Source organism: Mesorhizobium sp. J8, from assembly GCF_016591715.1.
GTDB lineage: Bacteria > Pseudomonadota > Alphaproteobacteria > Rhizobiales > Rhizobiaceae > Mesorhizobium.
This window is the reverse complement of the sequence record NZ_AP024109.1, coordinates 1,011,134-1,036,150: the sequence shown is the minus strand read 5'-3', so window position 1 is coordinate 1,036,150 and position 25,017 is coordinate 1,011,134. Positions and strand designations below refer to the sequence as shown.

Genomic DNA, 25,017 nt, shown 5'->3' with positions numbered 1-25,017 from the left:
TCTCAGATGCTTGCCAACACGCTGTTCACGGCGTCGGCCGTTTTGGCGACGACGATGTCGGCTTCCTCGCGCGTCAGGCAGAGCGGCGGCGCGAAGCCGAGGATGTCGCCCTGCGGCATGGCGCGACCGATGACGCCGCTGGCGGCCAGCGTCGTGGCGATCTGCGGCCCAACCTTCAGTGCCGGATCGAAGAAGACGCGGTCGTCGCGATCCTTCACGAACTCGATCGCGGCCAGCATGCCGTCGCCGCGCACCTCGCCGACATTTTTGTGACCGCCGACGGCCTTGGCCAGTTCGGCGCGGAAATAGGCGCCGGTTTCCCCGACATTCCGCACCAGGTCCATCTCGTCGATCAGCTCGAGATTGGCGACGCCCGCGGCAACGCAGATCGGGTGCGCCGAATAGGTCCAGCCATGGCCAAGCGAGCCCAGCTTGTCGGAGCCCTTGACCAGCACCTGCCAGACCTTGTCGGAGACGATGACGCCGGAGAGCGGCGCATAGGCCGAGGTGAGGCCCTTGGCGATGGTGATGAGATCCGGCTTGATGCCGTAATGGTCGGAGCCGAACATGGTGCCGAGACGACCAAAGCCGGTCACCACCTCGTCGGCGACGAGCAGCACGTCATGTTTGTCGAGCACGGCCTGGATTTTCTGCCAATAGCCGGCCGGCGGCGGCACGATGCCGCCGGTGCCGAGGATCGGCTCGCCAATGAAGGCGGCGACGGTGTCGGGGCCTTCGGCAAGGATCATTTCCTCAAGCTTATCGGCGCAATGTTGCGAGAACTGCTCTTCGGTCATCGAGCGGTCGGCGCGGCGGAAATAATAGGGCGCCTCGGTGTGCAGGATCGGCGCGCGCGGCAGGTCGAAGGCATTGTGGAACAATTCGAGACCGGTCAGCGATCCGGTCATGATGCCCGAGCCGTGATAGCCGCGCCAGCGCGAGATGATCTTCTTTTTTTCAGGCCGGCCGAGGACGTTGTTGTAGTACCAGATCAGCTTGATGTTGGTTTCGTTGGCGTCGGAACCGGAGAGACCGAAATAGACACGGCTCATGCCTTTCGGCGCGCGGTCGATGATCATCTTGGCGAGCGTGATCGAGGCCTCGGTGCCGTGGCCGACATAGGCGTGGTAATAGGCGAGGTTCTTGGCCTGCTCGGCGATCGCGTCGGCGATCTTCTGGCGGCCATAGCCGACATTGACGCAATAGAGACCCGCAAAGGCGTCGATGCTCTTCCTGCCGGTGTTGTCCCAGACGGTGACGCCTTCGCCGCCGGCCATGATGCGGGCCGGCGACTCGCCCCGCGCATGCGTACCCATATGCGTCGAGGGATGGAAGAAGTGGTCGCGATCCCAAGCGGAGAGTTCGTTGGACTGTTCGAGCATTTTATAACTCCTGAAAATTCCGGAATGGCCTAGGCCACGTCGAGGCAAAGGTATTTCAGATCGGTGAAAGCTTCGAGCCCGTGGCGCGAACCTTCGCGGCCGATGCCCGATTGCTTGACGCCGCCGAACGGGATCGGCGCACCGGTGATCTTGACCCGGTTGATCGCGACCATGCCGTACTCCAAGGCGCGGCCCATGCGCGCCTGCCGGGCGCCGTTGTCGGTGACGACATAGGCGACCAGGCCATATTCCGTGGCGTTGGCGCGGGCGACGACTTCCGCCTCGTCGTCGAACGGCGTCACCGCGGCGACCGGGCCGAATGTCTCCTCGCGCATGATCAGCGCTTCGTCCGGCACGTCGACGAGCAGCGTCGGCTGGTAGAACAGCGGGCCGGCGGCGTGACGCCTGCCGCCGGCCAGGCAGCGCGCGCCGTGGGTGAGCGCATCGGCGACTTGCTCCTCGACCTTCTTGACCGCGCGCTCATGCATCAGCGGCCCGATATCGGCGTCCGCGGATAGCCCGTTGCCGGTGCGGAGCTGCTCGACGCGGCGCGCGAAGGCGGCGCAGAAGCGGTCGAAAATCGGCCGCTGCACATAGATGCGGTTGGCGGCGAGGCAATCCTGCCCGGAGGTGGCGAATTTGGCATCGAGCGCGATAGTCACCGCCTTGTCGAGGTCGGCGTCGTCGAAGACGATCAGCGGCGCATGGCCGCCGAGCTCCATGATCAGCCGTTTCATCGTCGGCGCGCTCTGCGCGGCGATCAGCCGGCCGACTTCGGTGGAGCCGGTGAAGCTCATCGCGCGAACCCGCGCATCGGCGCACATCGCGCCGACGATGGTGCGCGCGTCGCCGGTGACGACGTTGAAGACGCCGGCCGGCAGCCCGGCGCGCTCGCCAAGCTCGGCCAGCGCCAAAGCCGAGAGCGGCGTTTCCGAGGACGGATGCGCCACCACCGTGCAGCCTGCGGCGAGCGCAGCGGCTGCCTTGCGGGTGAGCATGGCGGACGGAAAATTCCACGGCGTGACGACGCCGACCACGCCGAGCGGCTCGCGGCGCACCGACATCTCGGCATTCGGCAGATGGCTGGTGACGCTCTCGGCGTTGAGGCGTTTCGCTTCCTCGGCATACCACTCGACGAAGGAAGCGGCGTAGTCGATCTCGCCAAGCGCTTCCTTCAGCGGCTTGCCCTGTTCGAGTGTCATCAGCAGCGCCAGATCGTCCTTGGCGGCGATGATCAGATCGAACCATTTTCTTAAGCTTTTCGAGCGCTCCTGCGGCAGCGCCGAGCGCCAGGCCGGAAACGCGCGGGATGCAGCGTTGATTGCTGTCGTCGTCTGGGCGGCATCGAGCGCGGCCACAAAGGCGACCGTAGCGCCGGTGGCCGGATCGGTGACCTCAAAACTTGCCGCCGCTTCGCTGGCCGTCCAATGGCCATCGACGTAAGCGAGCGCGCGCAGCAGGCGGCGATCGGCGAGGCGGTCGAGCGCTTCATGGTGGTTGGTGCGGGCAAAATGCGCGGACATCAGTCGAGTCTCCCGGTGCCGAGGCGATAGGGAGAGACTAGTCGCGCGATCGAGACAAAGAGGCTGTTTCGGCAAGCTGACAGAGAGAGATTGTCTCTATTGGCCGGCGAACGTAGACGATCTGTCTAGACGCGGCTGAGCGGGGTTTCCCCTCACCCGGATTGCCAACCGAATTGCGAAGGGCAATTCGGGGCAATCCGACCTCTCCCCGAGGGGAGAGGAGTTGCTCAGTGCCGGCGCCGACCTCTTCTCCCCTCAGAGAGAAGGTGGACGCGAAGCGGCCGGATGAGGGGCCTCGCTGACCCCTCATCCTTGCTCCGGCAGCAGGTCGGCCACCGGCAGCACCGTCTCGTCCTTGACCGTCTTGGTGACGATGTAGGTGAAGTAGCGGTCGATGCCGATCTCGCGCTCAAGCAAGCCGTCGACCAGCCGCTGATAGGCATCGATGTCGCGCGCCATCACCTTCAGTACGTAATCCACGCCGCCGCCTACCGACCAGCAGGCGACGATCTCCGGAACATCGCGCACGACACGCTCGAAGCGGTCGAAATCCGCCTGGCGGTGGTTGGAGAGCGTCACCTCCATCAGCACCGTCGCCACCGGCGCGATGACGCGCATGGCGATCGCGGCGTGATAGCCGGAGACGATGCCGGCCTTTTCCAGCTTGCGCAGCCGCATCCAGCACGGCGTCGGCGACAGGCCGACCTTCTCCGCCAGCGCCAGCTTGGTAATGCGCCCGTCGCGCTGGATGGCGTCGAGAATCCTGAGGTCGATCGGGTCGAGTTTCGCTGCCGCCATGCGGGATCCGCCTTTCGTTGCGGACACCATGACGATGCATTATTTCGATTGTCAATTGCACTGATTTCGATCTCTAATAAGTCATGACATTATGGCAGCCTGATCCTGCTCTCATCCGCCGGCCCGCCTATCTCTCGCTGGCCGATCAGTTCGCGCGCGCCATCCATGACGGGCGGCTGGCCAACGGCACGCAGTTGCCGACGCACCGCCGGCTGGCGGACGACCTGAAGCTTTCGGTGCAGACCGTCAGCCGCGCCTACGAGGAATTGATCCGCCGCGGGCTGATTTCCGGCGAGGTCGGCCGCGGCAGCTTCGTGCAGACGCAGCGCCGCGAGCCCGAGCCGCCCTACCTTCCGGAGCGGCTGGGCGAGGTTATCGACCTTTCCATCCTGAAGCCGGTCTGCGAGCCGATGCATCTGGAAAAACTGAAGCAGGCGCTGGGCTGGCTTTCCGAGAACCTGCCGTCGAGCTCGGCGCTGTCGTTCCGGCCGAACATGGTATTCCCGCGCCATCGCGCGGTCGCGGTCGAATGGCTGAAGCTTTGTGGGCTGGAGGCGTCGCCGCAGAATATCAGCCTGACCAACGGCGCCACCGCCGGCATGACGGTGGCTCTGATGAGCGTGGCGCCGCCCGGCTCGACGGTCGCAACCGAGGCGATCGGCCACCACACGCTGATCCCGCTTGCGCGCTATCTCGGCTTCAACCTCGAAGGCCTGCCGATCGACGGCAACGGGCTGATCCCGGAAGCGCTCGACGAGGCTTGCCGTCTGTCGGACATACGCGCCGTGTTCGTCCAGCCGTCGGTGATCAACCCGACGGCGACTCTGATGGATGCTGCCCGGCGCGAGCAGATCGCGGCGGTCGCGCGCAAGCACGATATCGCCATCATAGAGAACGACGTGCTGGGCCCGCTGGTCGAAGGCCGGCCGCCAGCCGTTGCCGCCTTTGCGCCGGAGCGCACGCTCTACGTCACCTCCTTCACCAAGATCACCGTGCCCGGCCTGCGCATCGGCTATCTGGCGGTGCCGGACCGCTATGTCGCGGCCGTCGCCAACCGCCACCTCGTCTCGAACTGGATGGCGACGCCAATGGTGGCGGAGATCGCCACGCGCTGGGTGAATGACGGCACGGCCATGGAGCTGGTCAACTGGCAGCGCCATGCGTTGAAGAGGCGCCAGGAGATTGCCGCCGAAATGCTAGTCGGCGTCGACTATCGCGTCCATCGCGACGGGCTGCATCTGTGGCTCGAGCTGCCGGGCGATCGGGCCGAGGAGAGCTTCGTCGCGCAGGCACGCCTGCGTGGGGTGGCGATCGCGCCGGGAACCTCGTTCCGCATCGCCGATACGCCCTGGCGCCCAGCCGTGCGCATCTCGCTCGGATCGACCACGGAGGGGGAACTGCGGGCCGGCTTGAGCGTTGTCGCCAAACTGCTGCTCGGCGATCCGGAGCATCTCCTGCTCGCCATCTGATGCACAAAGGGAGCGCAGATTGCCCTGAAATTGTGCCGCGCCGGAAATATTGTCATGATATTATTTTCCCGATTGACATGATTTGGTACGTTTCGCATCGTTAAAGGCATAGGCTCCTCCAGAACGGGGAAATGGATTGCCCGCGCCCATCATCAAGGTCGATGCGATTTCAAAGAGCTTCGGCGCCTTCAAGGTGCTGGACGGCCTGTCGATGCAAGTCATGCCGGGCGAGAAGCTGGCGCTGATCGGCCCGTCCGGCTCCGGCAAGACGACGATCCTGCGCATCCTGATGACGCTGGAGAAGATCGACGGCGGCCACATCCAGGTCGACGGCGAGCAGCTTTACCACATGGAGCGTAACGGCCAATTGTTGGCGGCCGACGAGCGGCATCTGGCCAGGATGCGCCAGAAGATCGGCATGGTGTTCCAGCTCTTCAATCTCTTTCCGCACAAATGCGTCATGGACAATGTGACCCTGGCGCCGATGCTGACCAAAGGCGTCGCGCGCGCCGCCGCCGAGAAGCGGGCGATGGAACTGCTCGACATGGTGGGCCTCGCGGACAAGGCGAAGGCGATGCCGGCGCAGCTCTCCGGCGGCCAGAAGCAGCGCGTGGCGATCGCAAGGGCGCTGGCTCTTTCGCCCAAGATCATGCTGTTCGACGAGGTCACCTCGGCGCTCGACCCGGAACTGGTCGAGGAGGTGCTCAACGTCATGCGCAAGCTCGCCGCCGAGACCGACATGACGATGCTTCTGGTCACCCACGAGATGGGCTTCGCCCACGACTTCGCCGACCGCGTGCTGTTCTTCGACCGCGGCCGGATCGTCGAGGAGGGCAAGCCCGATGAGATTTTCCGCCATCCCAAGCAGGAAAGAACGCAGAGCTTCCTGAAGAAGATCATCGCGGCCGGACATCGCGTCTGACCGCAATGCCCAAGGGCGGCCAAGCCGCCCCGAAGACCAGAAACGGGGCGGCGGGAAGGCCGCACCGAACAAGCAAACCAAGAACAGAAACAAGGAGTTGGGAACGATGAAGAAACTTGGCATTCTGGCTGGCGTCGCCGGCCTCGCGGTCAGCACGATGCTGCTCGCCTCCGGCGCGCGGTCAGCCGACGACGCAAAGCTCGAGCAGCTCAAGCAGCAGGGCTTCGCCCGCGTCGCCATCGCCAACGAGCCGCCCTATACGGCTGTGGCCGCCGACGGTAAGGTCTCGGGCGCAGCGCCGGACGTGGCGCGCGAGATCTTCAAGCGTCTCGGCGTCAACGACATCGTGGCGTCCATCTCCGAATATGGCGCCATGATCCCCGGCCTGCAGGCGGGCCGCTTCGACGTCGTGACCGCCGGCCTGTTCATGAAGCCGGAGCGCTGCGCGGCGGTTGCCTACTCAGAGCCGGTGCTTTGCGACGCCGAGGCCCTGCTGGTGAAGAAGGGCAATCCAAAGGGCTTCAAGAGCTATGCCGACATCGCCAAGGACACTTCGGCGACCATTGGCGCGCCGGGCGGCGGCACCGAGGAGAAGCTGGCGCTCAACGCCGGCGTGCCGCGCGATCGCGTTATCGTCGTGCCGGACGGCCAGAGCGGCCTGAAGATGGTGCAGGACGGCCGCATCGACGCCTATTCGCTCCCGGTTCTGTCGATCAACGACCTGATGAAGAAGGCCAATGATCCGAACCTCGAAGTGATCGCGCCGGTGCAGGGCGCGCCGGTCTATTGCGACGGCGCCGCCTTCAAGAAGGGCGATGAGGCGCTGCGCGACGCCTATGACGTCGAGCTCGCCAAGATGAAGAAGTCCGGCGAGTTCGCCAAGATTATCGAGCCCTACGGCTTCTCGGCCGCGGCCGCGATGTCGACGACGCGCGAGAAGCTCTGCTCGGCGAAGTAGTGCTCCTTTGCCTTCTCCCCGCTTGCGGGGAGAAGGTGGCCCGAAGGGCCGGATGAGGGGCGGCGCCAGCATTTCAAGGTTAGCGCTGCCTCATCTGCCTGCCGGCATCTTCTCCCCGTTGAACGGGGAGAAGGGCTGTCGCGGCCGCCTCGCATTACGGCAACGTAAGGAAACGTCGATCTTCATGACCCAGTGGTCCGGCTATCTCGGCCTGATATTGCAGGGAGCGCTTGTCACCATCGAGCTGACGCTGATGGGGTCGGTGCTTGCGCTGATCATGGCCTTCCTGGCCGGCATGGGGCGCGTGTCGCGCTTCTTCATCCTGCGCGCGATCGCCACGGCCTATATCGAATTCTTCCGCGGCACCTCGATCTTCGTGCAGCTGTTCTGGGCCTATTTCGTGCTGCCTTTCGCCGGCCTGTCGCTGACGCCCTTGCAGGCCGGCGTGCTGGCGCTGGGCCTGAATGTCGGCGCCTATGCGGCGGAGGTGGTGCGCGGCGCCATCCTGTCGGTCGGCCGCGAGCAATACGAGGCCTGCACGGCGCTCAATCTCGGCCGCTGGCAAGGCATGCGCCATGTGATCCTGCCGCAGGCGCTGCTGGTCATGCTGCCAACCTTCGGCAACAACGCGATCGAGCTGCTCAAGGCGACCTCGGTCGTCTCGCTGATCTCGCTCGCCGACCTGACCTTCCAAGCGCAAGTTGTGCGCTCGCAGACCGGCAGCACGCTGATGCCATTCCTGTCGGTCCTCATCATCTATTTCGCGCTCGCGCTGATCATCTCCTGGGGTGTGCGCACGCTGGAGCGCCGCATGGCGCGCGGTCTCGATGGAGTGCGCGTCTGATGGACTGGGCCAAGTAATGGATTGGGATTGGAACTTCGTCTGGGAGATCATGCCGACCCTGATCCAGGGCGTGAAGATCACCATTCTGGCGACCATCCTGGGTTCCATCCTGGCGGCGATCGTGGGGCTCGCGATCGCGCTGGCGCGGCGCTCGGAAAACCGGATCGTCGCGCGCAGCGTCGGCTGGTTCGCGGAGTTCATCCGCGGCACGCCGCTCCTGGTGCAGCTCTATTTCATCTTCTACGTGCTGCCCGATATCGGCATCCTGCTGCCGCCGCTGGTGGCGGGCGTGATCGGGCTTGGCCTGCACTATGGGACCTACACCGCCGAGGTCTATCGCGCCGGCATCGACAATGTGCCGCGCGGCCAGTGGGAAGCGGCCAAGGCCTGCAATCTCAACGGTCGGCACACCTGGACGCATATCATCCTGCCGCAAGCGATTCCGCCGATGATCCCGGCTTTGGCCAATTATTTCATCGCCATGTTCAAGGAGACGCCGCTGCTTTCGGCGATCACGGTGCTGGAGCTGATGAACCAGGCTAAGAGCGTCGCCAATACCTATTATCGCTACATCGAGCCGATGACGCTGGTCGGCGCCTTCTTCCTCGTCATCAGCCTCTGCTCCGTCGTGCTGCTGCGCTGGCTGGAGCATCGCTACGGCAGGATCGAAAGATGAAAATCATGAAAGCATTGCCCGAGATCCGCCTCGAAACGGCGCGCCCCGCGCTGGACGCGCGTCCGCTGGAAAAGCGCGTCGGACTGATTGCGCTTGCGACGGACCATACGAGCGAAGTGGACTTCCGCCGCATGGTGGCGAGCGAGCGGATCGGCGTCTATGTCGCGCGCATCCCCTATGCCAATCCGACGACGCCGGAGAATCTGCGCAAGATGCAGCCGTCGCTTTCGGCGGGCGCGGCGCTGATCCTGCCGGACGAGCCGCTCGATGCCGTGTGCTATTCCTGCACGTCGGCCTCCGTGGTGATCGGCGATGCAGAGATCGAAGCTGCCATCCAAGCGGCCAAGCCCGGTGTGCCAGTGGTCACGCCGCCGATGGCCGGGATGCGCGGGCTCAATGCTTTTGGCGTGAAGCGCATCAGCATCCTCACGCCCTATACCGTAGAGACCAGCCGGCCTATGGCCGCCTATTTCGCGGCGCATGGCTTCGATATCCAGAGCTTCTCCTGCCTCGGCTTCGAGGACGACCGCGAGATGGCGCGGATCACGCCTTCGTCTCTGGTCGAGATGGCGCGCAAGGTCACGCATCCGCAGGCCGATGCGCTGTTCGTATCCTGCACCGCGCTGCGCGCCGCGCTCGCGGTTTCTGGCATGGAAGAGGCGATCGGGCGTCCGGTCGTCACCAGCAACCAGGCCAGCGCCTGGAACTGCCTGCGGCTTTGCGGCGACGACACGCCGCGACCCGAGTTCGGCCGGCTGTGGACGAAGCCGCTGGCGCAGTGAACGAAATGCCCGTAATCGAAATGGCTGTCCAGCTTCAGCATATTCGCGCCGCGCGCGAGCGCATTGCCGGCAAGGTCGAGCGGACACCCTGTGTGGCGTCGCAAAGCCTGTCGGAGCGGACCGGGTGTCCGGTTCATCTCAAGCTGGAGCATCACCAGACCACCGGCGCCTTCAAGCTGCGCGGCGCCTCCAACGCGATCGCGGCATTGAGCGCCGACGAAAAATCGCGCGGCGTCATCGCCGCCTCGACCGGCAATCACGGAAGGGCGCTCGCCCATGCAGCGAAGCTCGAAGGCATCCGCGCGGTGATCTGCATGTCGAAGCTGGTGCCGGAAAACAAGCTCGAAGCCAGCCGCCGTCTCGGCGCGGATGTCCGCATTGTCGGCAACAGCCAGGACGACGCGCAGCAGGAAGTCGACAGGCTGGTCGCGGAGGAAGGACTGGTCATGCTGCCGCCCTTCGACCATCCCGATATTATCGCCGGGCAGGGCACGCTCGGGCTGGAAATCATGGAGCAGGTTCCGGATGCGGCAAGCGTGCTGGTGCCGCTCTCAGGCGGCGGGCTGGCGGCTGGCGTGGCGGCGGCGGTCAAAGGCGTGAGCCCGCGCACCAAAGTTATCGGCATCTCGATGGCGCGCGGCGCCGCGATGAAGGCAAGCCTCGACGCCGGCCGTCCAGTGCAGGTCGAGGAACTGCCGACGCTGGCAGACTCCCTCGGCGGCGGCATCGGCCTCGACAATCGGCTGACCTTCGCCATGTGCCGGAACCTGCTCGACGACGTGATCCTGCTTGCCGAGGACGAGATCGCCGCCGGCATCCGCCATGCCTATGAGCAGGAGCGCGAGATCGTCGAAGGCGCGGGCGCCGTCGGCATAGGCGCGCTGCTTGCCGGGAAGGCCAGTGTGAGCGGCCCGACCGTCCTCATCCTCTCCGGCCGTAACGTCGACATGGACCTGCACCGCCGCATCGTCTGCGGCGAGGCAATCGCGGAGCGCGCAGCATGAGCCGGATGACTATCCTCACCGAGGCGGAGCTACGCAAGATCGTGACGCTCGATCTGGAAGCGGTCGCCTGCGTCGAAAACGCTTTTCGCGCCTTGGCCACGCTGCCGGTGGCGATGCCGCCAATCTTGAGGCTCGACATACCCGAGCATCGTGGCGAGGTCGACGTGAAGACAGCCTATGTGCCCGGCATCGATGGTTTCGCGATCAAGATCAGCCCCGGCTTCTTCGACAATCCGAAGCTTGGCCTGCCCAGCGTCAACGGCATGATGGTGCTGCTGTCGGCGAAGACCGGCCTGATCGAGGCGCTGCTGCTCGACAATGGCTATCTGACCGACATCCGCACGGCGGCCGCCGGCGCGGCCGCTGCCAGGCATCTGTCGCGCCAAGACTCCAAGATAGCGGCGATCTTCGGCGCCGGCGTGCAGGCCGGCCTGCAGCTCGAAGCGCTGCGCCTCGTGAGGCCGATCGAGGAAGCGCGGATCTGGGCGCGCGACGCCGCCAAGGCTGAAGCCACAGCCGCGCGCTTGCGCGAGAGACTGGGCATCGCGGTGCGTGCCGAGCCGGATGCGGCGAACGCGGCGGCCGGCGCCGACATCATCGTCACCACGACCCCTTCGACCGAACCGCTGATCAAAGCCGGTTTCGTCTCTGCCGGCCAGCATATCACCGCGATGGGCTCGGATGCCGAGCACAAGAACGAGATCGCTCCGGCGATCCTGCGCATGGCCGATCTCTATGCCGCTGACAGCGCCAAGCAGACGCGGCGTCTCGGCGAGCTCCATCACGCCATCGAAGCTGCGGTTTTTGCCGCCGACGCGGAGGTGACGGAGCTCGGCGAGATCATCGCCGCCAGCAAGCCTGGCCGGCGCTCGGCCAGCGACATCACCATCGCCGACCTCACCGGCACCGGCGTGCAGGACACCGCGATCGCCACTTTGGCCCGTGACCGCGCGCGAGCGGCGAACGCCGGAACGATTTTCGAGAGCTAGTACCGGCCGCAAGGCCCAACAAACGAGGACCAAGAACGATGCAGCCAAATTTGAAATTCTCGCGGAGCGAATTTGCCGATCGCCTCGCCAAGACGCGGAAAGCCATGGAGGTGAAGGGCGTCGATCTGCTGATCGTCAGCGATCCCTCCAACATGGCCTGGCTGACCGGCTATGACGGCTGGTCCTTCTACGTGCATCAGGCGGTCATCGTGCCGCCTTCGGGCGAGCCGGTCTGGTACGGACGCGGCCAGGACGCCAACGGCGCCAAGCGCACCGCTTATCTCGCGCACGACAACATCATCGGCTACGCCGACCACTATGTGCAGTCGACCGAGCGGCATCCGATGGATTACCTCGCCAGCGTGCTGGCAGAACGCGGCTGGGACAAGCTCAGCATCGGCGTCGAGATGGACAATTACTGGTTCTCCGCCGCTGCCTTCGCGGCACTGCAGAAGCACCTGCCCAACGTCCGCTTCGCCGACGCCACCGCGCTTGTGAACTGGCAGCGCGCCGTGAAGAGCCCTACCGAAATCGAGTACATGCGCAACGCCGCCCGGATCGTCGAGGCGATGCATCAGCGAATCGTCGACAAGATAGAGGTCGGCATGCGCAAATGCGATCTCGTCGCCGAGATCTACGACGCCGGCACGCGCGGCGTCGCCGGCATCGGCGGCGACTATCCGGCAATCGTGCCGCTGCTGCCGTCGGGGGCGGACGCCTCGGCGCCGCATCTCACCTGGGACGACAAGCCGATGAAGGCGAACGAAGGCACGTTCTTCGAGATCGCCGGCTGCTACAACCGCTACCATTGCCCGCTGTCGCGCACCGTGTTCCTCGGCAAGCCGACGCAGGCCTTCCTCGATGCCGAGAAGGCGACGCTGGAAGGCATGGAGGCGGGGCTGGCCGCCGCCAAGCCCGGGAATGCCTGCGAGGACATCGCCAACGCCTTCTTCGCAGTGCTCAAAAAGTACGGCATCGTGAAGGACAACCGGACCGGCTACTCGATCGGTCTGTCCTATCCGCCGGACTGGGGCGAGCGCACCATGAGCCTGCGCCCCGGCGACCGCACCGAACTCAAGCCCGGCATGACCTTCCACTTCATGACCGGTCTCTGGCTGGAGACGATGGGACTGGAGATCACGGAGTCCATCCTCATCACCGACACCGGCGTCGAGTGCCTGGCCAACGTGCCGCGCAAGCTGTTCGTGAAGGACTGAGCGATGTCGGCTTTGCGTCCCTCGCCGATCGCGCCGACCGTCGACTTCGAGCGCGACGGCGTCCAGCACGGCTTCCTGCGCCTGCCCTACAGCCGCGACGATTCCGCATGGGGCTCGGTGATGATCCCGATCTGTGTGGTGCGCAACGGCAAGGGCCCGACGGCGCTGCTGACAGGCGGCAATCACGGCGACGAATATGAGGGCCCATTGGCGCTCTACGAACTCGCCCGCACGCTCGATCCGAAAAATGTGTCCGGCACGGTCATCATCGTGCCGGCGATGAACTACCCCGCCTTTCGGGCCGGCACGCGTACCTCGCCGATCGACAAGGGCAACATGAATCGCTCTTTTCCCGGCCGTCCCGACGGCACGGTGACGGAGAAGATCGCCGACTATTTCCAGCGTGAATTGCTGCCGCGCGCGGACATCGTCTTCGACTTCCATTCCGGCGGCAAGACGCTGGACTTCGTACCCTTCTGCGCCGCGCATACGCTGCCGGACAAGGCACAGGAGAAGAAGGCCTTCGCCGCCGTCGAGGCCTTCTCGGCGCCGTTCTCGATGCGCATGACCGAGATCGACGCGGTCGGCATGTATGACACGGCCGCCGAGGAGATGGGCAAGGTCTTCGTCACCACGGAGCTCGGCGGCGGCGGGACCTCGCGGGCCGAGACGGTGCGGATTGCCCGGCGCGGCATCCTCAACGTGCTGCGTCATTCAGGTATCGTCGATGGTGCGGTTGAGAAGACTCGAACAAAATGGCTGGACATGCCGTCGGGCGATTGCTTCGCCTTCGCCGAGGATGACGGCATGATCGAGACCACGGTCGATCTCGGCGACCCCGTGGACGAGGGCCAGGTGGTCGCGCGCATCCATCCGGTCGGCCGCACCGGACAGGCGCCGCAGGAGATCAGGGCCAGGATGTCGGGGCTGCTCGCCGCGCGTCACTTCCCCGGCCTTGTCAAGGCCGGCGACTGCGTGTCGGTGCTTGGCGTGGCCGTTCAGGGATAATCCTGGTCACCTCTATTGCACCACGCGCTTCTCGAGCTTGCGGGCGAGCGTGCGCCGGTGCAGGCCGAGCCGGCGCGCGGTCTCGGAGATGTTGAAGCCGGTCTCGACCAGCGTTTCGTGGATGCGCTCCCATTCGAGGTTCTTGATCGAAGTGGGGCGGCTGGTGAGCGGCACCGAAACATCGCCCTCGGCGCGGCCGAAGGCGGCTTCGATGTCGTCGGTGTTGGCGGGCTTGGCCAGATAGTGGCAGGCGCCGAGCTTGATCGCCTCGACCGCCGTGGCGATGCTGGCAAACCCCGTCAACACGACGATCCGCGTCGACGGGTTGCGAGCGCTGAGCAGCTTGACGCATTCGAGCCCCGATCCCGCTCCGAGCTTGAGATCGACGACGGCACAGGCCGGGACGGCCGTCTCCAGCGCGACCAGCAGCGCCTCCCGATCGTGGCAGACCACGACCTCGTAGTCGCGCTTCTCAAAGGAGCGCTTGAGCGTGCGCGCGAAAGTCGCGTCGTCCTCGACAATGAACAAGGATCGATCAGGTTTCACGATCGCCTCCATCGGTCAGCGCCGCCAGCGGCAGCGAAAGGGTAACGCAGGCGCCCTTCGCCATGTTGTGCGCCGAAACGTCGCCGCCGAGCTTGCGCACGACATTGAACACCAGGAACAGGCCCAGGCCACCGCCAGGCCGCCCCTTGCTCGACATATAGGGCTGGCCGAGCCCGGCCAGAATATCCTTGTCGAAACCCGGTCCGCGATCCTCGACGGAGAGCACCAGCTTCTCGTCCTGCCGCTCGGCAGTGATGCCTACCCAATGGTGCGATGCTTCCTGCGCATTGTCGAGCACGTTGAAGATCACTTGTTTCAGTGCGGTGTCGGACACGATCTGCTCGTCCGGCTCGAAACCGTTGCCATAGTCCAGCTTCAAGGGCTGGCGGCTGACGCGCCATTCCTGGACCAGATCGTCTAGGAACCGGCGGATCGTGGTGCGGATGGTGCCCTCGCCCCGCGCCTGGCCGGAGGACATCAGGATGCCGGTGACGATGCTCTTGCAGCGCTCGATCTGCGCCTGCATCTCGACCACGTCCTCGGAAAGCTCGCGGTTACGCTTGACGCCCTGCATCTGCCGCCAGTCGGACAGGATGACCGAAATGGTGGAGAGCGGCGTACCCAGTTCATGCGCGGCGCCTGAGGCGAGCAGGCCCATGCGCACGATGTGGTCTTCCTCGGCTGAGCGCTGGCGCAGGTCGGCGAGATAGGCGTCACGCTCGCGCAGATTGCGGTTGATGCGCGTCATGAAGATCACGATCAGCCCGGCCGCCAGCACGAAGCAGATGAACATGCCGCGCAGATGCAGCGCCAGAAGATCGCTGCCGCCGTGATGCGGGATGGCGATCGGCTGGAAGACGAAGATGAGGAAGACGAAACAGGCCGAGGCCGCCACCACGAGGATCCACGTCGACCACGGCGCCAGCAGCGCGGCGCCGAGCGTGATCTGCAGGAGGTAGAGCGACACGAACGGATTCGAGGCGCCGCCGCTCAGGTAAAGCTGGGTGGTCAGCGCCGCCATGTCGAAGATCAGCGCGACGAAGAGCTGCGCGTTGGAGATGCGGCGATTGCCGCGCAGGGCGAGCAGGCTGAAGATGTTGAGCCCGACAAGGAACAGCACGACGCCGGCCATCTCGGTGAGTGGCAGCGGGATGGCGAGCCAGTATTGCGTCACCAGGATGGTCAGCACCTGCCCCGCCACCGCCAGCCAGCGCAACTGGATGAGGAGGAGCAGATTCTTCCTGTTCGTGACGTCGGCGTTCGAGGCCGAGCCTCCCTGGCCCGGGGGCGGAACCGTCAGGACCGGCTTGTCGTGATGAAATCGCGCGATCGAAATGTTCATCTTGGCGCCTTCCGCTGGCCGCGGCCGGCGACGATCGGCCTGGCAAGCGCCATCGCCAACATCGCGGCCAAGGCAAACCAGGTCAAAGCGTAGACCAGATGGGCGTTGCGAAACTTGACGACGGTGAGCCCGCCGCGCGGCCAGCTATCGGGGCCTAACAGCCCGGCATCGACGAAATAGGGCGCGACATCGGTCAGACCGCGCGCCTTGGCGATTGCCGCGACGTCGCGCGAATACCAGCGATCAGCCGCCGGCTCGTTGCTGCGCAGGAAACCGCCGCCGGGTTCGCTGATGCGCAACAGCCCGTCAACCGATGCCGGCGAGGTGAGCGCGGCATTCTCCCGCTCGAACTCCGCCTTGCGCTCCTGCGGAACGAAGCCCCGGTTGACGAGAACCGTGAAACCGCGGTCGCTGCGCATCGGCGTCAGCACCCAATAGCCGCCGCCAAGCTCGGTCACTGCCTGCACCAGCGTGTTGGCGCCCTGGAACTGCCCGGCCAACCGCACATGGCGGTATTCAAAGCCGGCCGCATCGATATCGGCCCATGTCGAGGGACCCGGCGCATCGACGACGGAAGCATGGATGCGCTGGTCGACGCGGGCGATGAGATCGAGCTTCCAGACCCGCCTTTCCAGCTGCCAGATGCCGAGCCCGAGAAACACCAAAACGCCGAGGAACCCGAGCAGCACAAGCAAAAACCGTGACGCGGAGCCCTTTGACGGCTCGGCGTGAGAGGCAATATCTGCCCGGGCGATCATGTCTTTTGCCTCGAAACTGGCCCTTCCCGCGCCCGACACGCCCACGCCCGAAATGGGGCTCATGGCATCTCCCGCATCTCGTGGAGTCCCGGCATCATGTTGGCGTTGAGGTGATACATCACCCACAGCGAGCCGCTCAGCACGATGACGACGAGGATCACCGTGAAGATGAGCGCCAGCATCGACCATCCGCCTTCCGAGGCGGGGTTCATGTGCAGGAAGAAGACCATGTGCACCACGATCTGCACCACCGCGAAGGCCATGATGATGATGGCCGTGGCCTGCTTGTTGTCGATGGCGCCGGTCATGACCATCCAGAACGGGATGGCGGTGAGCACCACCGACAGGGCGAAGCCGATCAGATAGCCCTTCAGCGACCCGTGCGCGGCGCCGCCATGCGTGTGGTCGTGATCGGCATGATCATGAGCGCTCATCTGAGCATCCCCATCAGATAGACGAAGGTGAAGACGCCGATCCAGACGACGTCGAGGAAGTGCCAGAACATGGAGAGGCACATCAGCCGGCGACGGTTGGCCTCGATGAGGCCGTATCGGGCGACCTGCACCATCAGCGTCAGCATCCAGACGATGCCGAAGGTGACGTGCAGGCCGTGGGTGCCCACCAGCGTGAAGAAGGATGACAGGAAGGCGCTGCGCTGCGGCGTCGCGCCCTCGTGGATCATATGCGCGAACTCGTAGAGCTCGATGGAGAGGAACGCCAGGCCGAACAGCATGGTCACGGCGAGCCAGGCTTGCGTTGCGCCGACGCGGCCCTTGTCCATGGTCAGCATGGCAAAGCCATAGGTGATCGAGGACAAGAGCAGCATGGTGGTGTTGACCGCCACCAGGCCGAGGTCGAACAGGTCCTTCGGCGCCGGACCCGCGGCGTAATTGCCGCCGAGCACGCCAAATGCCGCGAACAGCATGGCGAAGATCAGGCAGTCGCTCATCAAATAGAGCCAGAAGCCGAGCATGGTGCTGCCGCCTTCGGCGTGCGCGTGCTCTTCTTCCAGGTGGAAGACCGGCTCGGCGCCGGCCGTGATCGCCGTCGATGCCATGCTCAAGCCCTAGCCCCCTGAGCGGCGAGGAGCGCCGTCCTCGCTTCCTCCGTTTGGGCGACCTCGGCCGCCGGGATGTCGAAGTCGCGATGATAGTTGAAGGTATGGCCGATCGCGGTGGCGATCAGGCAGACGAAGCTCAGCGCCGCCAGCCACCACATGTACCAGATCAGCCCGAAGCCGAGCGCGACGCTGAACACAGCCAAGATGACGCCGGTGCCGGTGTTCTTCGGCATGTGGATCGGCTTGAAGCCGGAGATCGGGCGCCGATAGCCGGCCTTCTTCATGTCCCACCAGGCATCGTTGTCGCGGATGATGGGGGTGAAGGCAAAATTGTAGGCCGGCGGCGGCGAGGAGGTCGACCATTCGAGCGTGCGGCCGTCCCAGGGATCGCCGGTCAGGTCGACCAGTTCCGCGCGCTTGCGGATGGAGACGAAGATCTGGACCAGGAAGGCGGCGATGCCGGCGGCGATCAGCACCGCGCCGAATGCGGCGATGACGAACCATATCTGCAGCGAGGGATCGTCGAAGACGCGCATACGGCGCGTCACGCCCATCAGGCCGAGGATATAGAGCGGCATGAAGGCGAACCAGAAGCCGAGCACCCAGCACCAGAACGAAACCTTGCCCCAGAACGGATCGAGCCTGAAGCCGAAGGCCTTGGGCCACCAATAGGCGATGCCGGCGAACAGGCCGAACAGCACGCCGCCGATGATGACGTTATGGAAATGCGCGATCAGAAACAGGCTGTTGTGCAGCACGAAGTCGGCCGGCGGCACGGCAAGCAGCACGCCGGTCATGCCGCCGACGACGAAGGTGAGCATGAAGGCCAGCGTCCACATCATCGGCAGTTCGAAGCGGATGCGGCCGCGATACATGGTGAACAGCCAGTTGAACATCTTCGCGCCCGTTGGGATCGAGATGATCATGGTGGTGATGCCGAAGAAGGAGTTGACGCTGGCGCCGGAGCCCATGGTGAAGAAGTGGTGCAGCCAAACCAGGTAGGACAGGATGGTGATGACCACCGTGGCGTAGACCATCGAGGTGTAGCCGAACAGGCGCTTGCCGGAGAAGGTCGAGGTGACCTCGGAGAAGACGCCGAACAGCGGCAGGATGAGGATGTAGACTTCCGGGTGACCCCATATCCAGATGAGGTTCACATACATCATCGGGTTGCCGCCGAAGTCGTTGGTGAAGAAGTTGGTGCCGACATAGCGGTCGAGCGCCAAAAGCGTCAGCACCGCCGTCAGCACCGGGAAGGATGCGACGATCAGCACGTTGGTGCAGAGCGAGGTCCAGGTGAACACGGGCATGCGCATCATCGTCATGCCGGGGGCGCGCATCTTGATGATGGTGCAGATCAGGTTGATGCCCGACAAGGTCGTGCCGACGCCCGCCACCTGCAGCGCCCATATGTAATAATCGACGCCGACATCGGGACTGTAGTTGATGCCGGAGAGCGGCGGATAGGCCAGCCAGCCGGTGCGGGCGAACTCGCCGACGAACAGCGAGGCCATGACCAGGATGGCGCCGCCGACCGTCATCCAGAAGCTGAAATTGTTGAGGAAGGGGAAGGAGACGTCGCGCGCGCCGATCTGCAGCGGCACGACGAAGTTCATCAGACCGGTGACGAAGGGCATCGCCACGAAGAAGATCATGATCACGCCATGGGCGGTGAAGATCTGGTCGTAGTGATGGGCGTTGAGATAGCCTTCCGAACCGTTGAAGGCGATCGCCTGCTGCAGGCGCATCATGATGGCGTCGGAGAAGCCGCGCAGAAGCATGACGAGGCCGAGCACCATATACATGATGCCGATTTTCTTGTGGTCGACGCTGGTGAACCATTCGCGCCACAGGTAGCCCCAAAGCTTGAAATAGGTGACCGCGCCGAGAAGAGCCAAACCGCCGAGCGCCACCACGACGAAGGTGCCGACGACGATCGGCTCGTGCAGCGGCAGCGACTCCAGGGTGAGGCGGCCGAAGATGAATTTGGTCAGCGTCTCAGGCATTCGCCATCCCTCACAATTCGAAGCGCAGCAGGCCGAGCGACGGCGTCTCGGCGTCGGCACGGCGGCTGCCGGCGCCGGGTGCCAGCAGGCCGACGCCGCGCAGCGGGGACAGGTCCCTGAGCGGCCAAGCCTTGTCATCGGCATCCCGGGCCGCGCGGGAAGCGGCGGCCGCCTCCTCCGCCGTGCAGATGCTTGCGACATAGGACGGGCCGTTGCCGAATACCGCCCCACGCCGGGCAAGCTTGTCATACTGCAGCGGCAGGGTGTTGCGCACGCCGGCAAGGCCAAGGCCGCCCCTGGCGTCGATCGACATCATCTCGTTCATGCACATCTTGCCGCGCTCGACGCACAGATTGAGGATCGCGCCATAGAGGTCGGGATCGACGGAGGCATAGTGGCGGACCGGCTCGTTCTCGCTCGGACGTTCGAGCGCGAGATAGGTCTCGCGGCTGAGCGTGGCCTGCGCGCTCTTGGCCTGGGCCACCCAGTCAGCGAAGGCCTGGTCGGTGAGGCCGTGGAACGCAAAGCGCATGCCGGAGAAGCCCGCGCCGCTGTAATTGGCCGAGAAGCCGGTATAGGTGCCTGGACGGTTGATGACCGCGTGCAGCTTCGTCTCCATGGCAGGCATGGCGTAGATCTGCCCGGCAAGGGCGGGAATGTAGAAGGAATTCATCACCGTGGACGAGGTGATGCGGAAGTCGATCGGCTGGTTGACCGGAGCGGCCAGCTCGTTGACGGAGGCGATGCCGTAGTCCGGATAGATGAAGAGCCACTTCCAGTCGAGCGCGACGACCTCGACCTTGAGCGGCTTGTGGTTCTGTGTGACCGGCTGTCCAGCCTCGATCCGGTCGATGCGCCGGTAGGGATCGAGAAGATGGGTACCCAGCCAGGTGAGCGCACCCAGGCAGATGATGACGAGCAGCGGTGCTGCCCAGATCACCAGCTCCAGCTTGGTCGAATGGTCCCAGTCGGGCGTGTAGGTCGCCGTCGTGCTCGATTGCCGGTAACGCCAGGCAAAGAACACGGTCAGCGCCATGACGGGCACGATGATGAGCAGCATCAAAAGGGTCGAGACGACGAGCAGGTCGCGCTGCTGTGCCGCCACGTCGCCCGCGGGCGACAGCACGACGAAGTCGCAGCCGCTCAGCAGCACGGCCAGCGGAAAAAGAAGCAAGGCTCCGGATCGTTTCATCAAACGCTGCCCTCGATGGGCCTGCAGCAGGTCTTTGCAGGTTGCGATGCGATATGGACCAACGGCTACTGCCGCCGGCTGCGCAACGACATTGGACAATTTGTCCAATGCCCAGTCGGAGCAGCTTTGACGAAACTGGCCACGCACCATGGGATGACAATCGCATCTCGGACCGGGCGCGCCCGGTCCGAACTCGTTGGCAACGGACAAGATGGCTGAAACTTCGACTGCCGGAACTGACAGCAGGCTGATCGGCTCGCATCACGGCCAGGTCAGCGCCGGCGATATCGCGGTCGGCGTAATCATCGGCAGGACGTCGGAATTCTTCGATTTCTTCGTCTATGCGATCGCTTCCGTGATCGTGTTCCCCAAGCTTGTATTTCCAACGCACGATCCGCTGGTCGGGACGCTTTACTCTTTCGCCATTTTCGCGCTGGCCTTCATCGCGCGTCCGTTCGGCACCGTGCTGTTCATGGCGATCGACCGCGCCTACGGCCGCGGCGCCAAGCTGACGATCGCGCTGTTCCTGCTCGGCACCTCGACCGTCGCCATGGCGTTCCTGCCGTCCTATGAAGATGTCGGCGCGGTCGCCGCCTGGCTGCTGGCGCTGACCCGGTTCCTGCAGGGCCTTGCGCTTGGCGGGACCTGGGACGGGCTGCCCTCGCTTTTGGCGCTGAACGCACCGCAGAACCGGCGCGGCATCTATGCCATGATCCCGCAGCTCGGCGCGCCGATCGGGCTCATCGTGGCAAGCTCGCTGTTTGCCTTCTTCGTCGCCAACCTCTCGGCCGAAGACTTCTTCGCCTGGGGCTGGCGCTATCCGTTCTTCGTCGCCTTCGCCATCAACGTCGTGGCGCTGTTTGCCAGGCTGCGCATCGTGGTGACGCCCGAGTTCTCGAAACTCTACGAGAGCGGCGACCTGCAGCCGACCCGCATCAGGGACATGATCGGCACCGAAGGCCGCAACGTCGTCGTCGGCGCCTTCGCGCCGCTGGCGAGCTTCGCCCTGTTCCACATGGTGACGGTGTTCCCGCTGTCCTGGGTGTTCCTGTTCACCAATGAGGGTCCCGAGCGCTTCCTGGTGATCGAGGCGGTAAGCGCGCTGTTCGGCATCGCGGCGATCGTCGCATCGGGTCCGCTGGCCGACCGTGTCGGGCGCCGCGCCCTGCTCGGCGGCGGCGCCGTGGCCATCGCCGCATTCAGCGGCTTTGCCCCGCAGCTTCTCAATGGCGGCACCGTCGGCGAGACGGTGTTCATGGTGCTGGGCTTCATCCTGCTGGGCCTGAGCTTCGGACAATCTTCGGGCGTCGTCGCGTCGAGCTTCTCGCGCCGGCACCGCTATACCGGCTCGGCGGTGACGTCGGACCTCGCCTGGATGTTCGGCGCCGGCTTCGCGCCGCTTGCAGCGCTGCTGCTGGCCGGCACTTTCGGCCTCATCGCCGCCGGCGCCTATCTGCTTTCGGGCGCCGCCTGCACGCTGATCGCGCTCTGGATCGACAGGCAGTTACGCCAGGCCGACTAACGATCAGCGAGCCCGGTTTGCTGAGATCAGACCTGGTAGAAATCCCGATACCATTCCACGAAGCGCGGAACGCCGATCTCGATCGGGATCCTAGGCTTGAAGCCGGTCACCTCTTCGAGCGAGGTCACATCGGCGAAAGTTGCCGGCACGTCGCCCGGCTGCAGCGGCATCATGTTGCGGATTGCCTTCTTCCCAAGCGCTTCTTCCAGCACGTCGATCAGCCGGCTGAGCTCGATGGGCGAGCTGTCGCCGATGTTGTGGATCCTGAACGGCGCATTGCTTGTCGCGGGATCGGGTGCCGCACTTGTCCAATCGGGATTGGGCGTCGCGGGATGCTGCATGACGCGGACCAGCCCCTCGACGATGTCGTCGATATAGGTGAAATCGCGCTGCATGTTGCCATGGTTGAAGACGTCGATCGGCTGGCCGGCGAGGATGGCCTTGGTGAAGATGAACAAGGCCATGTCGGGCCGTCCCCACGGACCGTAGACGGTGAAGAAGCGCAAGCCCGTCGTCGGCAGCCCGAACAGGTGGCTGTAGGTGTGGGCCATCAGCTCGTTCGCCTTCTTGCTGGCGGCATAGAGGCTGAGGGGATGGTCGGCGGAATCGTGCACGGAGAAAGGCATGCGCGCGCTGCCGCCATAGATCGAGCTAGACGATGCATAGACGAGGTGGCCAACCGCGGCCTGCCGGCACCCTTCCAGGATGTTGAGGAAGCCGTTGAGATTGCTTTGCGCATAGACGTGCGGATTGATCAGCGAATAGCGGACTCCCGCCTGCGCGGCGAGATTGACGACGATCTCCGGCGCCGCCGAGGCAAAGACCGCCGAGATGCCATCGCGGTCGGCGAGATCGGCATGCTCGAACCGAAAGTTCGCGAACCCTTTCAGCCGCTCCAGCCGCGCTTGCTTCAGGGCGACGTCGTAATACTCGTTCATGGAATCGAGGCCGACAACCTGCCGGCCTTCGGCGAGCAGCCTGCGGCAAAGGTGAAAACCTATGAAGCCGGCCGCGCCGGTGATCAGGATAGGCCTGCTCGACGTCAATACATGCCCCAAATGCTGTAGCCGCCCCTTCACGGGCCGACTGGTTGCCGACGGCCCGCCGGCCAACGCAACCCAAAACAATCATGGCTGCAGGGTTCGGGCACGTCTGGATATCCCAGCCGATCGAAACTTGCGCCTTTTTATGGCAGGCGGGCGCCGAATTCAACGTACCTGTCTCGGGCCGCCGCGACGCAGCCTCCCTGTTATTGCGGCGGCAGTGAGGCCAGCGGCTGCAGCGTCTTCAGCATGGCAACCAGCTGGCTCTGCTGATGGGTGCCGGTTTTCTGGAAGACGCGCTCGAGATATGTGCGGGCGGATTTGACGGTAATGCCGCCCCGTGCGGCCGTCTCCGCCAAGGTGAGGCCGGCGGAAAGATCGGCCGCCAGCCGCGCCTCCGCCGGCGTCAGATCGAACAAGGCGTTGAGCAGGCTCGCCGAAGGCACGAGCGCGCTCGGCTTGACGGGCGTGGCCACTACCAGGATGTCGGCGTTGCCGAAGATGTCGTGCGCCGAGCGCCGCAGCGGCAACAGATGGACGACGAACGGCGCCTCGCCGCCGATCCCGGGGACGGGGATGGATCCGACCGCATTGTCCGCCCGGTTCATGCCGGTCACGGCCAGCTGGAACAGCCGGTTGGCGTCGCGATCGGCTATTGCCAATCCGCCATAGGCGACAGGCAGGAAGGCCGTGTCGAGCCTGTCCAGATGCGGGTTGGTCGCCATGACGCGACCGTTGGCCGACAGCACGGCGGCCGGCAACCCAAGCAGGTCGAGGGCCGAGGTGGCGGCCGCCGCCCTCTCGACCCGCAGCCGGCCGGCGACAAGGCTGGCGCGGGCCAGGTGAGGCCGCAATGCGTCGAGCTCGTCGACCTCGCCTTGGGCGAAGCCGCCATCCCTGATCCATTTCTGGAAGACGAAAGTCGCCAGCTCTCCCGTCGGCATCGGGATCGCCGTGCACAGATGCGCGCCGATGCCGAACTCCCTCAGCATGATGCGGGCGGGATCGCGCTCGATCTCATCGGGGCTCAAGAAGTCGTCGACGCGCACGAAGCTCGCCGGCTGCAGGCCGCACATCTTCTGTACGCTGTCGCAGAACTTCCAGAAATCGCCCTTGATGAACTCGTCGAACAGCGGCCGCAGATTGTCGAGCGTCGTTCCGCGCGGCGGGCCGTCGTCGCTGAAGAAGAAGACCTGAGCGCTGGCCGCGTTCGACAGGTCGCTCGCTTTCCGGAGCACCGCGCTCCATCGCTCCGGAACGAAGGCCGCCTCGTATATGGTTTCGATCAGGTCGATCATGGCCGCCATTGAGAACGGTGCTGGGACAACGATGCTGGCCGGGCAGGCCCGGGACAGCCCAGTATCCAACAAGGGAAATGCGATCTCAAGCCAACGCTGATATGCGAGCGGGATCAGCGGTCGGACGCGTCCATGCGAAATGAGATTGCGCGCATCGCCCAGATCGGGAATTTGGTTTTCTTGGTGATCTCCCTTCCTTGGGGCAAACTGCTGGCGGGCTGTCAGGAGGAGAAATGAGAGCACGCGCGGCGACGGTCGGAGACCTGGAAAGTGTCTTCCGAGAGCTGTCCAAGCGAATGTCGGACGAGTATGTGGCGGCCGGCAAGGACAGCAAAAGCGCCTATGACAATCTGATGATGAACCTGAAGGAAGGCCGGGCGCATGCGCTCGTCGAGGAAGACAGGGCAGTGGCGATCATCGCCTGGCACGAAAACGGGGACGCCGCCGACACGCTGTTTGCGGCGCAGGAGGATTTCTTCAACGCCGCGACCGTCCGCTTCTGCAAGCGGCACATCCGGCATGTCCAGGCGCTTGCCGGCAACCTTCCCATACATTCGCGCAGCTGGCTGGACCGGCCGGACGTCGCGAAATGGTTCCGCGTGATCGGCTATGTCGACCGAGGGCGGGAGGACGGTGCCCACCTGTTCGAGCTGCCACCGGCCGCCAATGGCTGACAAA

Annotated in this window: 24 protein-coding genes; 12 read left to right on the top strand and 12 right to left on the bottom strand. The window is 64.7% G+C overall.

All coding sequences use genetic code 11. The annotated features are described in order from the left end of the window. Positions 1–2: 2 nt before the first annotated feature. From MJ8_RS04885 to MJ8_RS04875, 3 genes are all read right to left on the bottom strand, one after another. A complete protein-coding gene (locus MJ8_RS04885; RefSeq protein WP_201413335.1) occupies positions 3–1,382 on the bottom strand; it encodes an aspartate aminotransferase family protein in 1,380 nt (459 codons plus the stop codon). A gap of 29 nt (positions 1,383–1,411) precedes the next feature. Then, a complete protein-coding gene (locus tag MJ8_RS04880) occupies positions 1,412–2,905 on the bottom strand; it encodes an NAD-dependent succinate-semialdehyde dehydrogenase (protein WP_201413334.1) in 1,494 nt (497 codons plus the stop codon). A gap of 306 nt (positions 2,906–3,211) precedes the next feature. Then, entirely contained in the window at positions 3,212–3,703 is a 492-nt protein-coding gene (locus MJ8_RS04875; protein WP_201413333.1) for an Lrp/AsnC family transcriptional regulator, read from the bottom strand. A gap of 83 nt (positions 3,704–3,786) precedes the next feature. On the opposite strand from MJ8_RS04875, the gene MJ8_RS04870 reads away from it, so the two are divergent. The 10 genes from MJ8_RS04870 (at position 3,787) to doeB (ending at position 13,572) form a co-directional block, all read left to right on the top strand. Beyond that, positions 3,787–5,172: a PLP-dependent aminotransferase family protein gene (locus MJ8_RS04870; protein ID WP_201413332.1), complete on the top strand. Its 1,386-nt coding sequence runs from the start codon at positions 3,787–3,789 to the stop codon at positions 5,170–5,172. A 136-nt stretch (positions 5,173–5,308) separates the two neighbouring features. Next, positions 5,309–6,094 (top strand): ectoine/hydroxyectoine ABC transporter ATP-binding protein EhuA, encoded by a 786-nt coding sequence (gene ehuA / locus MJ8_RS04865; protein WP_140748852.1) that lies wholly within the window; start codon positions 5,309–5,311, stop codon positions 6,092–6,094. A gap of 157 nt (positions 6,095–6,251) precedes the next feature. Next, positions 6,252–7,052: an ectoine/hydroxyectoine ABC transporter substrate-binding protein EhuB gene (gene ehuB, locus MJ8_RS04860; protein ID WP_263649692.1), complete on the top strand. Its 801-nt coding sequence runs from the start codon at positions 6,252–6,254 to the stop codon at positions 7,050–7,052. Between the two features lie 184 nt (positions 7,053–7,236). Further along, positions 7,237–7,896, top strand: a complete 660-nt coding sequence (gene ehuC, locus MJ8_RS04855) for an ectoine/hydroxyectoine ABC transporter permease subunit EhuC (protein ID WP_042638468.1) — start codon at positions 7,237–7,239, stop codon at positions 7,894–7,896. A 16-nt stretch (positions 7,897–7,912) separates the two neighbouring features. After that, a complete protein-coding gene (ehuD, locus tag MJ8_RS04850; protein WP_140748861.1) occupies positions 7,913–8,572 on the top strand; it encodes an ectoine/hydroxyectoine ABC transporter permease subunit EhuD in 660 nt (219 codons plus the stop codon). A 5-nt stretch (positions 8,573–8,577) separates the two neighbouring features. Further along, positions 8,578–9,354 (top strand): ectoine utilization protein EutA, encoded by a 777-nt coding sequence (gene eutA, locus MJ8_RS04845; protein WP_201415306.1) that lies wholly within the window; start codon positions 8,578–8,580, stop codon positions 9,352–9,354. A gap of 5 nt (positions 9,355–9,359) precedes the next feature. Further along, entirely contained in the window at positions 9,360–10,358 is a 999-nt protein-coding gene (gene eutB, locus MJ8_RS04840; RefSeq protein ID WP_225248127.1) for a hydroxyectoine utilization dehydratase EutB, read from the top strand. Next, positions 10,355–11,347, top strand: coding sequence for a cyclodeaminase (locus MJ8_RS04835; protein WP_201413330.1), 993 nt, complete (start codon positions 10,355–10,357; stop codon positions 11,345–11,347). Before eutB ends, MJ8_RS04835 begins: the two co-directional genes overlap by 4 nt. A 38-nt stretch (positions 11,348–11,385) precedes the next feature. Continuing rightward, positions 11,386–12,564 carry an ectoine hydrolase DoeA gene (gene doeA, locus MJ8_RS04830; RefSeq protein WP_201413329.1) on the top strand — a complete coding sequence of 393 codons (1,179 nt, stop codon included), beginning with the start codon at positions 11,386–11,388 and terminating at the stop codon, positions 12,562–12,564. Between the two features lie 3 nt (positions 12,565–12,567). Then, complete coding sequence (gene doeB / locus MJ8_RS04825; protein ID WP_201413328.1) at positions 12,568–13,572, top strand: N(2)-acetyl-L-2,4-diaminobutanoate deacetylase DoeB; 1,005 nt, start codon at positions 12,568–12,570, stop codon at positions 13,570–13,572. A 12-nt stretch (positions 13,573–13,584) separates the two neighbouring features. Here the strand turns inward: doeB and MJ8_RS04820 are convergent, their stop codons facing one another. Genes MJ8_RS04820 through cyoA form a run of 7 tightly spaced genes read right to left on the bottom strand, consistent with a single transcriptional unit; the run spans position 13,585 to position 20,476 of the window. Then, on the bottom strand, positions 13,585–14,118 hold the full coding sequence (locus MJ8_RS04820; RefSeq protein WP_201413327.1) for a response regulator transcription factor: 534 nt from the start codon (positions 14,116–14,118) through the stop codon (positions 13,585–13,587). Further along, the gene (locus tag MJ8_RS04815; protein ID WP_201413326.1) at positions 14,108–15,460 is read right to left on the bottom strand and encodes an ATP-binding protein; all 1,353 of its coding nucleotides are present in this window, start codon (positions 15,458–15,460) and stop codon (positions 14,108–14,110) included. Before MJ8_RS04815 ends, MJ8_RS04820 begins: the two co-directional genes overlap by 11 nt. Continuing rightward, positions 15,457–16,281 carry an SURF1 family protein gene (locus MJ8_RS04810; RefSeq protein WP_201413325.1) on the bottom strand — a complete coding sequence of 275 codons (825 nt, stop codon included), beginning with the start codon at positions 16,279–16,281 and terminating at the stop codon, positions 15,457–15,459. Before MJ8_RS04810 ends, MJ8_RS04815 begins: the two co-directional genes overlap by 4 nt. Then, positions 16,278–16,652: a cytochrome o ubiquinol oxidase subunit IV gene (gene cyoD, locus MJ8_RS04805; RefSeq protein WP_201413324.1), complete on the bottom strand. Its 375-nt coding sequence runs from the start codon at positions 16,650–16,652 to the stop codon at positions 16,278–16,280. The genes MJ8_RS04810 and cyoD overlap by 4 nt, the downstream gene beginning before the upstream one ends. Further along, complete coding sequence (gene cyoC / locus MJ8_RS04800; RefSeq protein ID WP_201415304.1) at positions 16,649–17,275, bottom strand: cytochrome o ubiquinol oxidase subunit III; 627 nt, start codon at positions 17,273–17,275, stop codon at positions 16,649–16,651. The genes cyoD and cyoC overlap by 4 nt, the downstream gene beginning before the upstream one ends. Before the next feature lie 2 nt (positions 17,276–17,277). Beyond that, positions 17,278–19,284: a cytochrome o ubiquinol oxidase subunit I gene (gene cyoB / locus MJ8_RS04795; RefSeq protein ID WP_201413323.1), complete on the bottom strand. Its 2,007-nt coding sequence runs from the start codon at positions 19,282–19,284 to the stop codon at positions 17,278–17,280. Positions 19,285–19,294: 10 nt separating this feature from the next. After that, positions 19,295–20,476 carry a ubiquinol oxidase subunit II gene (gene cyoA / locus MJ8_RS04790; RefSeq protein ID WP_201413322.1) on the bottom strand — a complete coding sequence of 394 codons (1,182 nt, stop codon included), beginning with the start codon at positions 20,474–20,476 and terminating at the stop codon, positions 19,295–19,297. 211 nt (positions 20,477–20,687) lie between these two features. Between cyoA and MJ8_RS04785 the strand changes: the two genes are divergently transcribed. After that, entirely contained in the window at positions 20,688–21,998 is a 1,311-nt protein-coding gene (locus MJ8_RS04785) for an MFS transporter (RefSeq protein ID WP_201413321.1), read from the top strand. 26 nt (positions 21,999–22,024) lie between these two features. Here the strand turns inward: MJ8_RS04785 and MJ8_RS04780 are convergent, their stop codons facing one another. Next, positions 22,025–23,044 carry an NAD-dependent epimerase gene (locus tag MJ8_RS04780; protein ID WP_201413320.1) on the bottom strand — a complete coding sequence of 340 codons (1,020 nt, stop codon included), beginning with the start codon at positions 23,042–23,044 and terminating at the stop codon, positions 22,025–22,027. 203 nt (positions 23,045–23,247) lie between these two features. Next, a complete protein-coding gene (locus tag MJ8_RS04775) occupies positions 23,248–24,348 on the bottom strand; it encodes a helix-turn-helix transcriptional regulator (protein ID WP_225248126.1) in 1,101 nt (366 codons plus the stop codon). A gap of 224 nt (positions 24,349–24,572) precedes the next feature. On the opposite strand from MJ8_RS04775, the gene MJ8_RS04770 reads away from it, so the two are divergent. Continuing rightward, entirely contained in the window at positions 24,573–25,013 is a 441-nt protein-coding gene (locus tag MJ8_RS04770) for a hypothetical protein (protein WP_201413319.1), read from the top strand. The last annotated feature ends 4 nt before the right edge of the window (positions 25,014–25,017 follow it).

What these genes read in the sequence shown, in the direction of transcription:
- MJ8_RS04885 (WP_201413335.1), bottom strand. Translation starts at nt 1,382, where the DNA reads ATGCTCGAACAGTCCAACGAACTCTCCGCTTGGGATCGCGACCACTTC.
- MJ8_RS04880 (WP_201413334.1), bottom strand. Translation starts at nt 2,905, where the DNA reads ATGTCCGCGCATTTTGCCCGCACCAACCACCATGAAGCGCTCGACCGC.
- MJ8_RS04875 (WP_201413333.1), bottom strand. Translation starts at nt 3,703, where the DNA reads ATGGCGGCAGCGAAACTCGACCCGATCGACCTCAGGATTCTCGACGCC.
- MJ8_RS04870 (WP_201413332.1), top strand. Translation starts at nt 3,787, where the DNA reads ATGACATTATGGCAGCCTGATCCTGCTCTCATCCGCCGGCCCGCCTAT.
- ehuB (WP_263649692.1), top strand. Translation starts at nt 6,252, where the DNA reads ATGCTGCTCGCCTCCGGCGCGCGGTCAGCCGACGACGCAAAGCTCGAG.
- ehuC (WP_042638468.1), top strand. Translation starts at nt 7,237, where the DNA reads ATGACCCAGTGGTCCGGCTATCTCGGCCTGATATTGCAGGGAGCGCTT.
- ehuD (WP_140748861.1), top strand. Translation starts at nt 7,913, where the DNA reads ATGGATTGGGATTGGAACTTCGTCTGGGAGATCATGCCGACCCTGATC.
- eutA (WP_201415306.1), top strand. Translation starts at nt 8,578, where the DNA reads ATGAAAGCATTGCCCGAGATCCGCCTCGAAACGGCGCGCCCCGCGCTG.
- eutB (WP_225248127.1), top strand. Translation starts at nt 9,360, where the DNA reads ATGCCCGTAATCGAAATGGCTGTCCAGCTTCAGCATATTCGCGCCGCG.
- MJ8_RS04835 (WP_201413330.1), top strand. Translation starts at nt 10,355, where the DNA reads ATGAGCCGGATGACTATCCTCACCGAGGCGGAGCTACGCAAGATCGTG.
- doeA (WP_201413329.1), top strand. Translation starts at nt 11,386, where the DNA reads ATGCAGCCAAATTTGAAATTCTCGCGGAGCGAATTTGCCGATCGCCTC.
- doeB (WP_201413328.1), top strand. Translation starts at nt 12,568, where the DNA reads ATGTCGGCTTTGCGTCCCTCGCCGATCGCGCCGACCGTCGACTTCGAG.
- MJ8_RS04815 (WP_201413326.1), bottom strand. Translation starts at nt 15,460, where the DNA reads ATGAACATTTCGATCGCGCGATTTCATCACGACAAGCCGGTCCTGACG.
- MJ8_RS04810 (WP_201413325.1), bottom strand. Translation starts at nt 16,281, where the DNA reads ATGAGCCCCATTTCGGGCGTGGGCGTGTCGGGCGCGGGAAGGGCCAGT.
- cyoD (WP_201413324.1), bottom strand. Translation starts at nt 16,652, where the DNA reads ATGAGCGCTCATGATCATGCCGATCACGACCACACGCATGGCGGCGCC.
- cyoC (WP_201415304.1), bottom strand. Translation starts at nt 17,275, where the DNA reads ATGGCATCGACGGCGATCACGGCCGGCGCCGAGCCGGTCTTCCACCTG.
- cyoB (WP_201413323.1), bottom strand. Translation starts at nt 19,284, where the DNA reads ATGCCTGAGACGCTGACCAAATTCATCTTCGGCCGCCTCACCCTGGAG.
- cyoA (WP_201413322.1), bottom strand. Translation starts at nt 20,476, where the DNA reads ATGAAACGATCCGGAGCCTTGCTTCTTTTTCCGCTGGCCGTGCTGCTG.
- MJ8_RS04785 (WP_201413321.1), top strand. Translation starts at nt 20,688, where the DNA reads ATGGCTGAAACTTCGACTGCCGGAACTGACAGCAGGCTGATCGGCTCG.
- MJ8_RS04775 (WP_225248126.1), bottom strand. Translation starts at nt 24,348, where the DNA reads ATGGCGGCCATGATCGACCTGATCGAAACCATATACGAGGCGGCCTTC.
- MJ8_RS04770 (WP_201413319.1), top strand. Translation starts at nt 24,573, where the DNA reads ATGAGAGCACGCGCGGCGACGGTCGGAGACCTGGAAAGTGTCTTCCGA.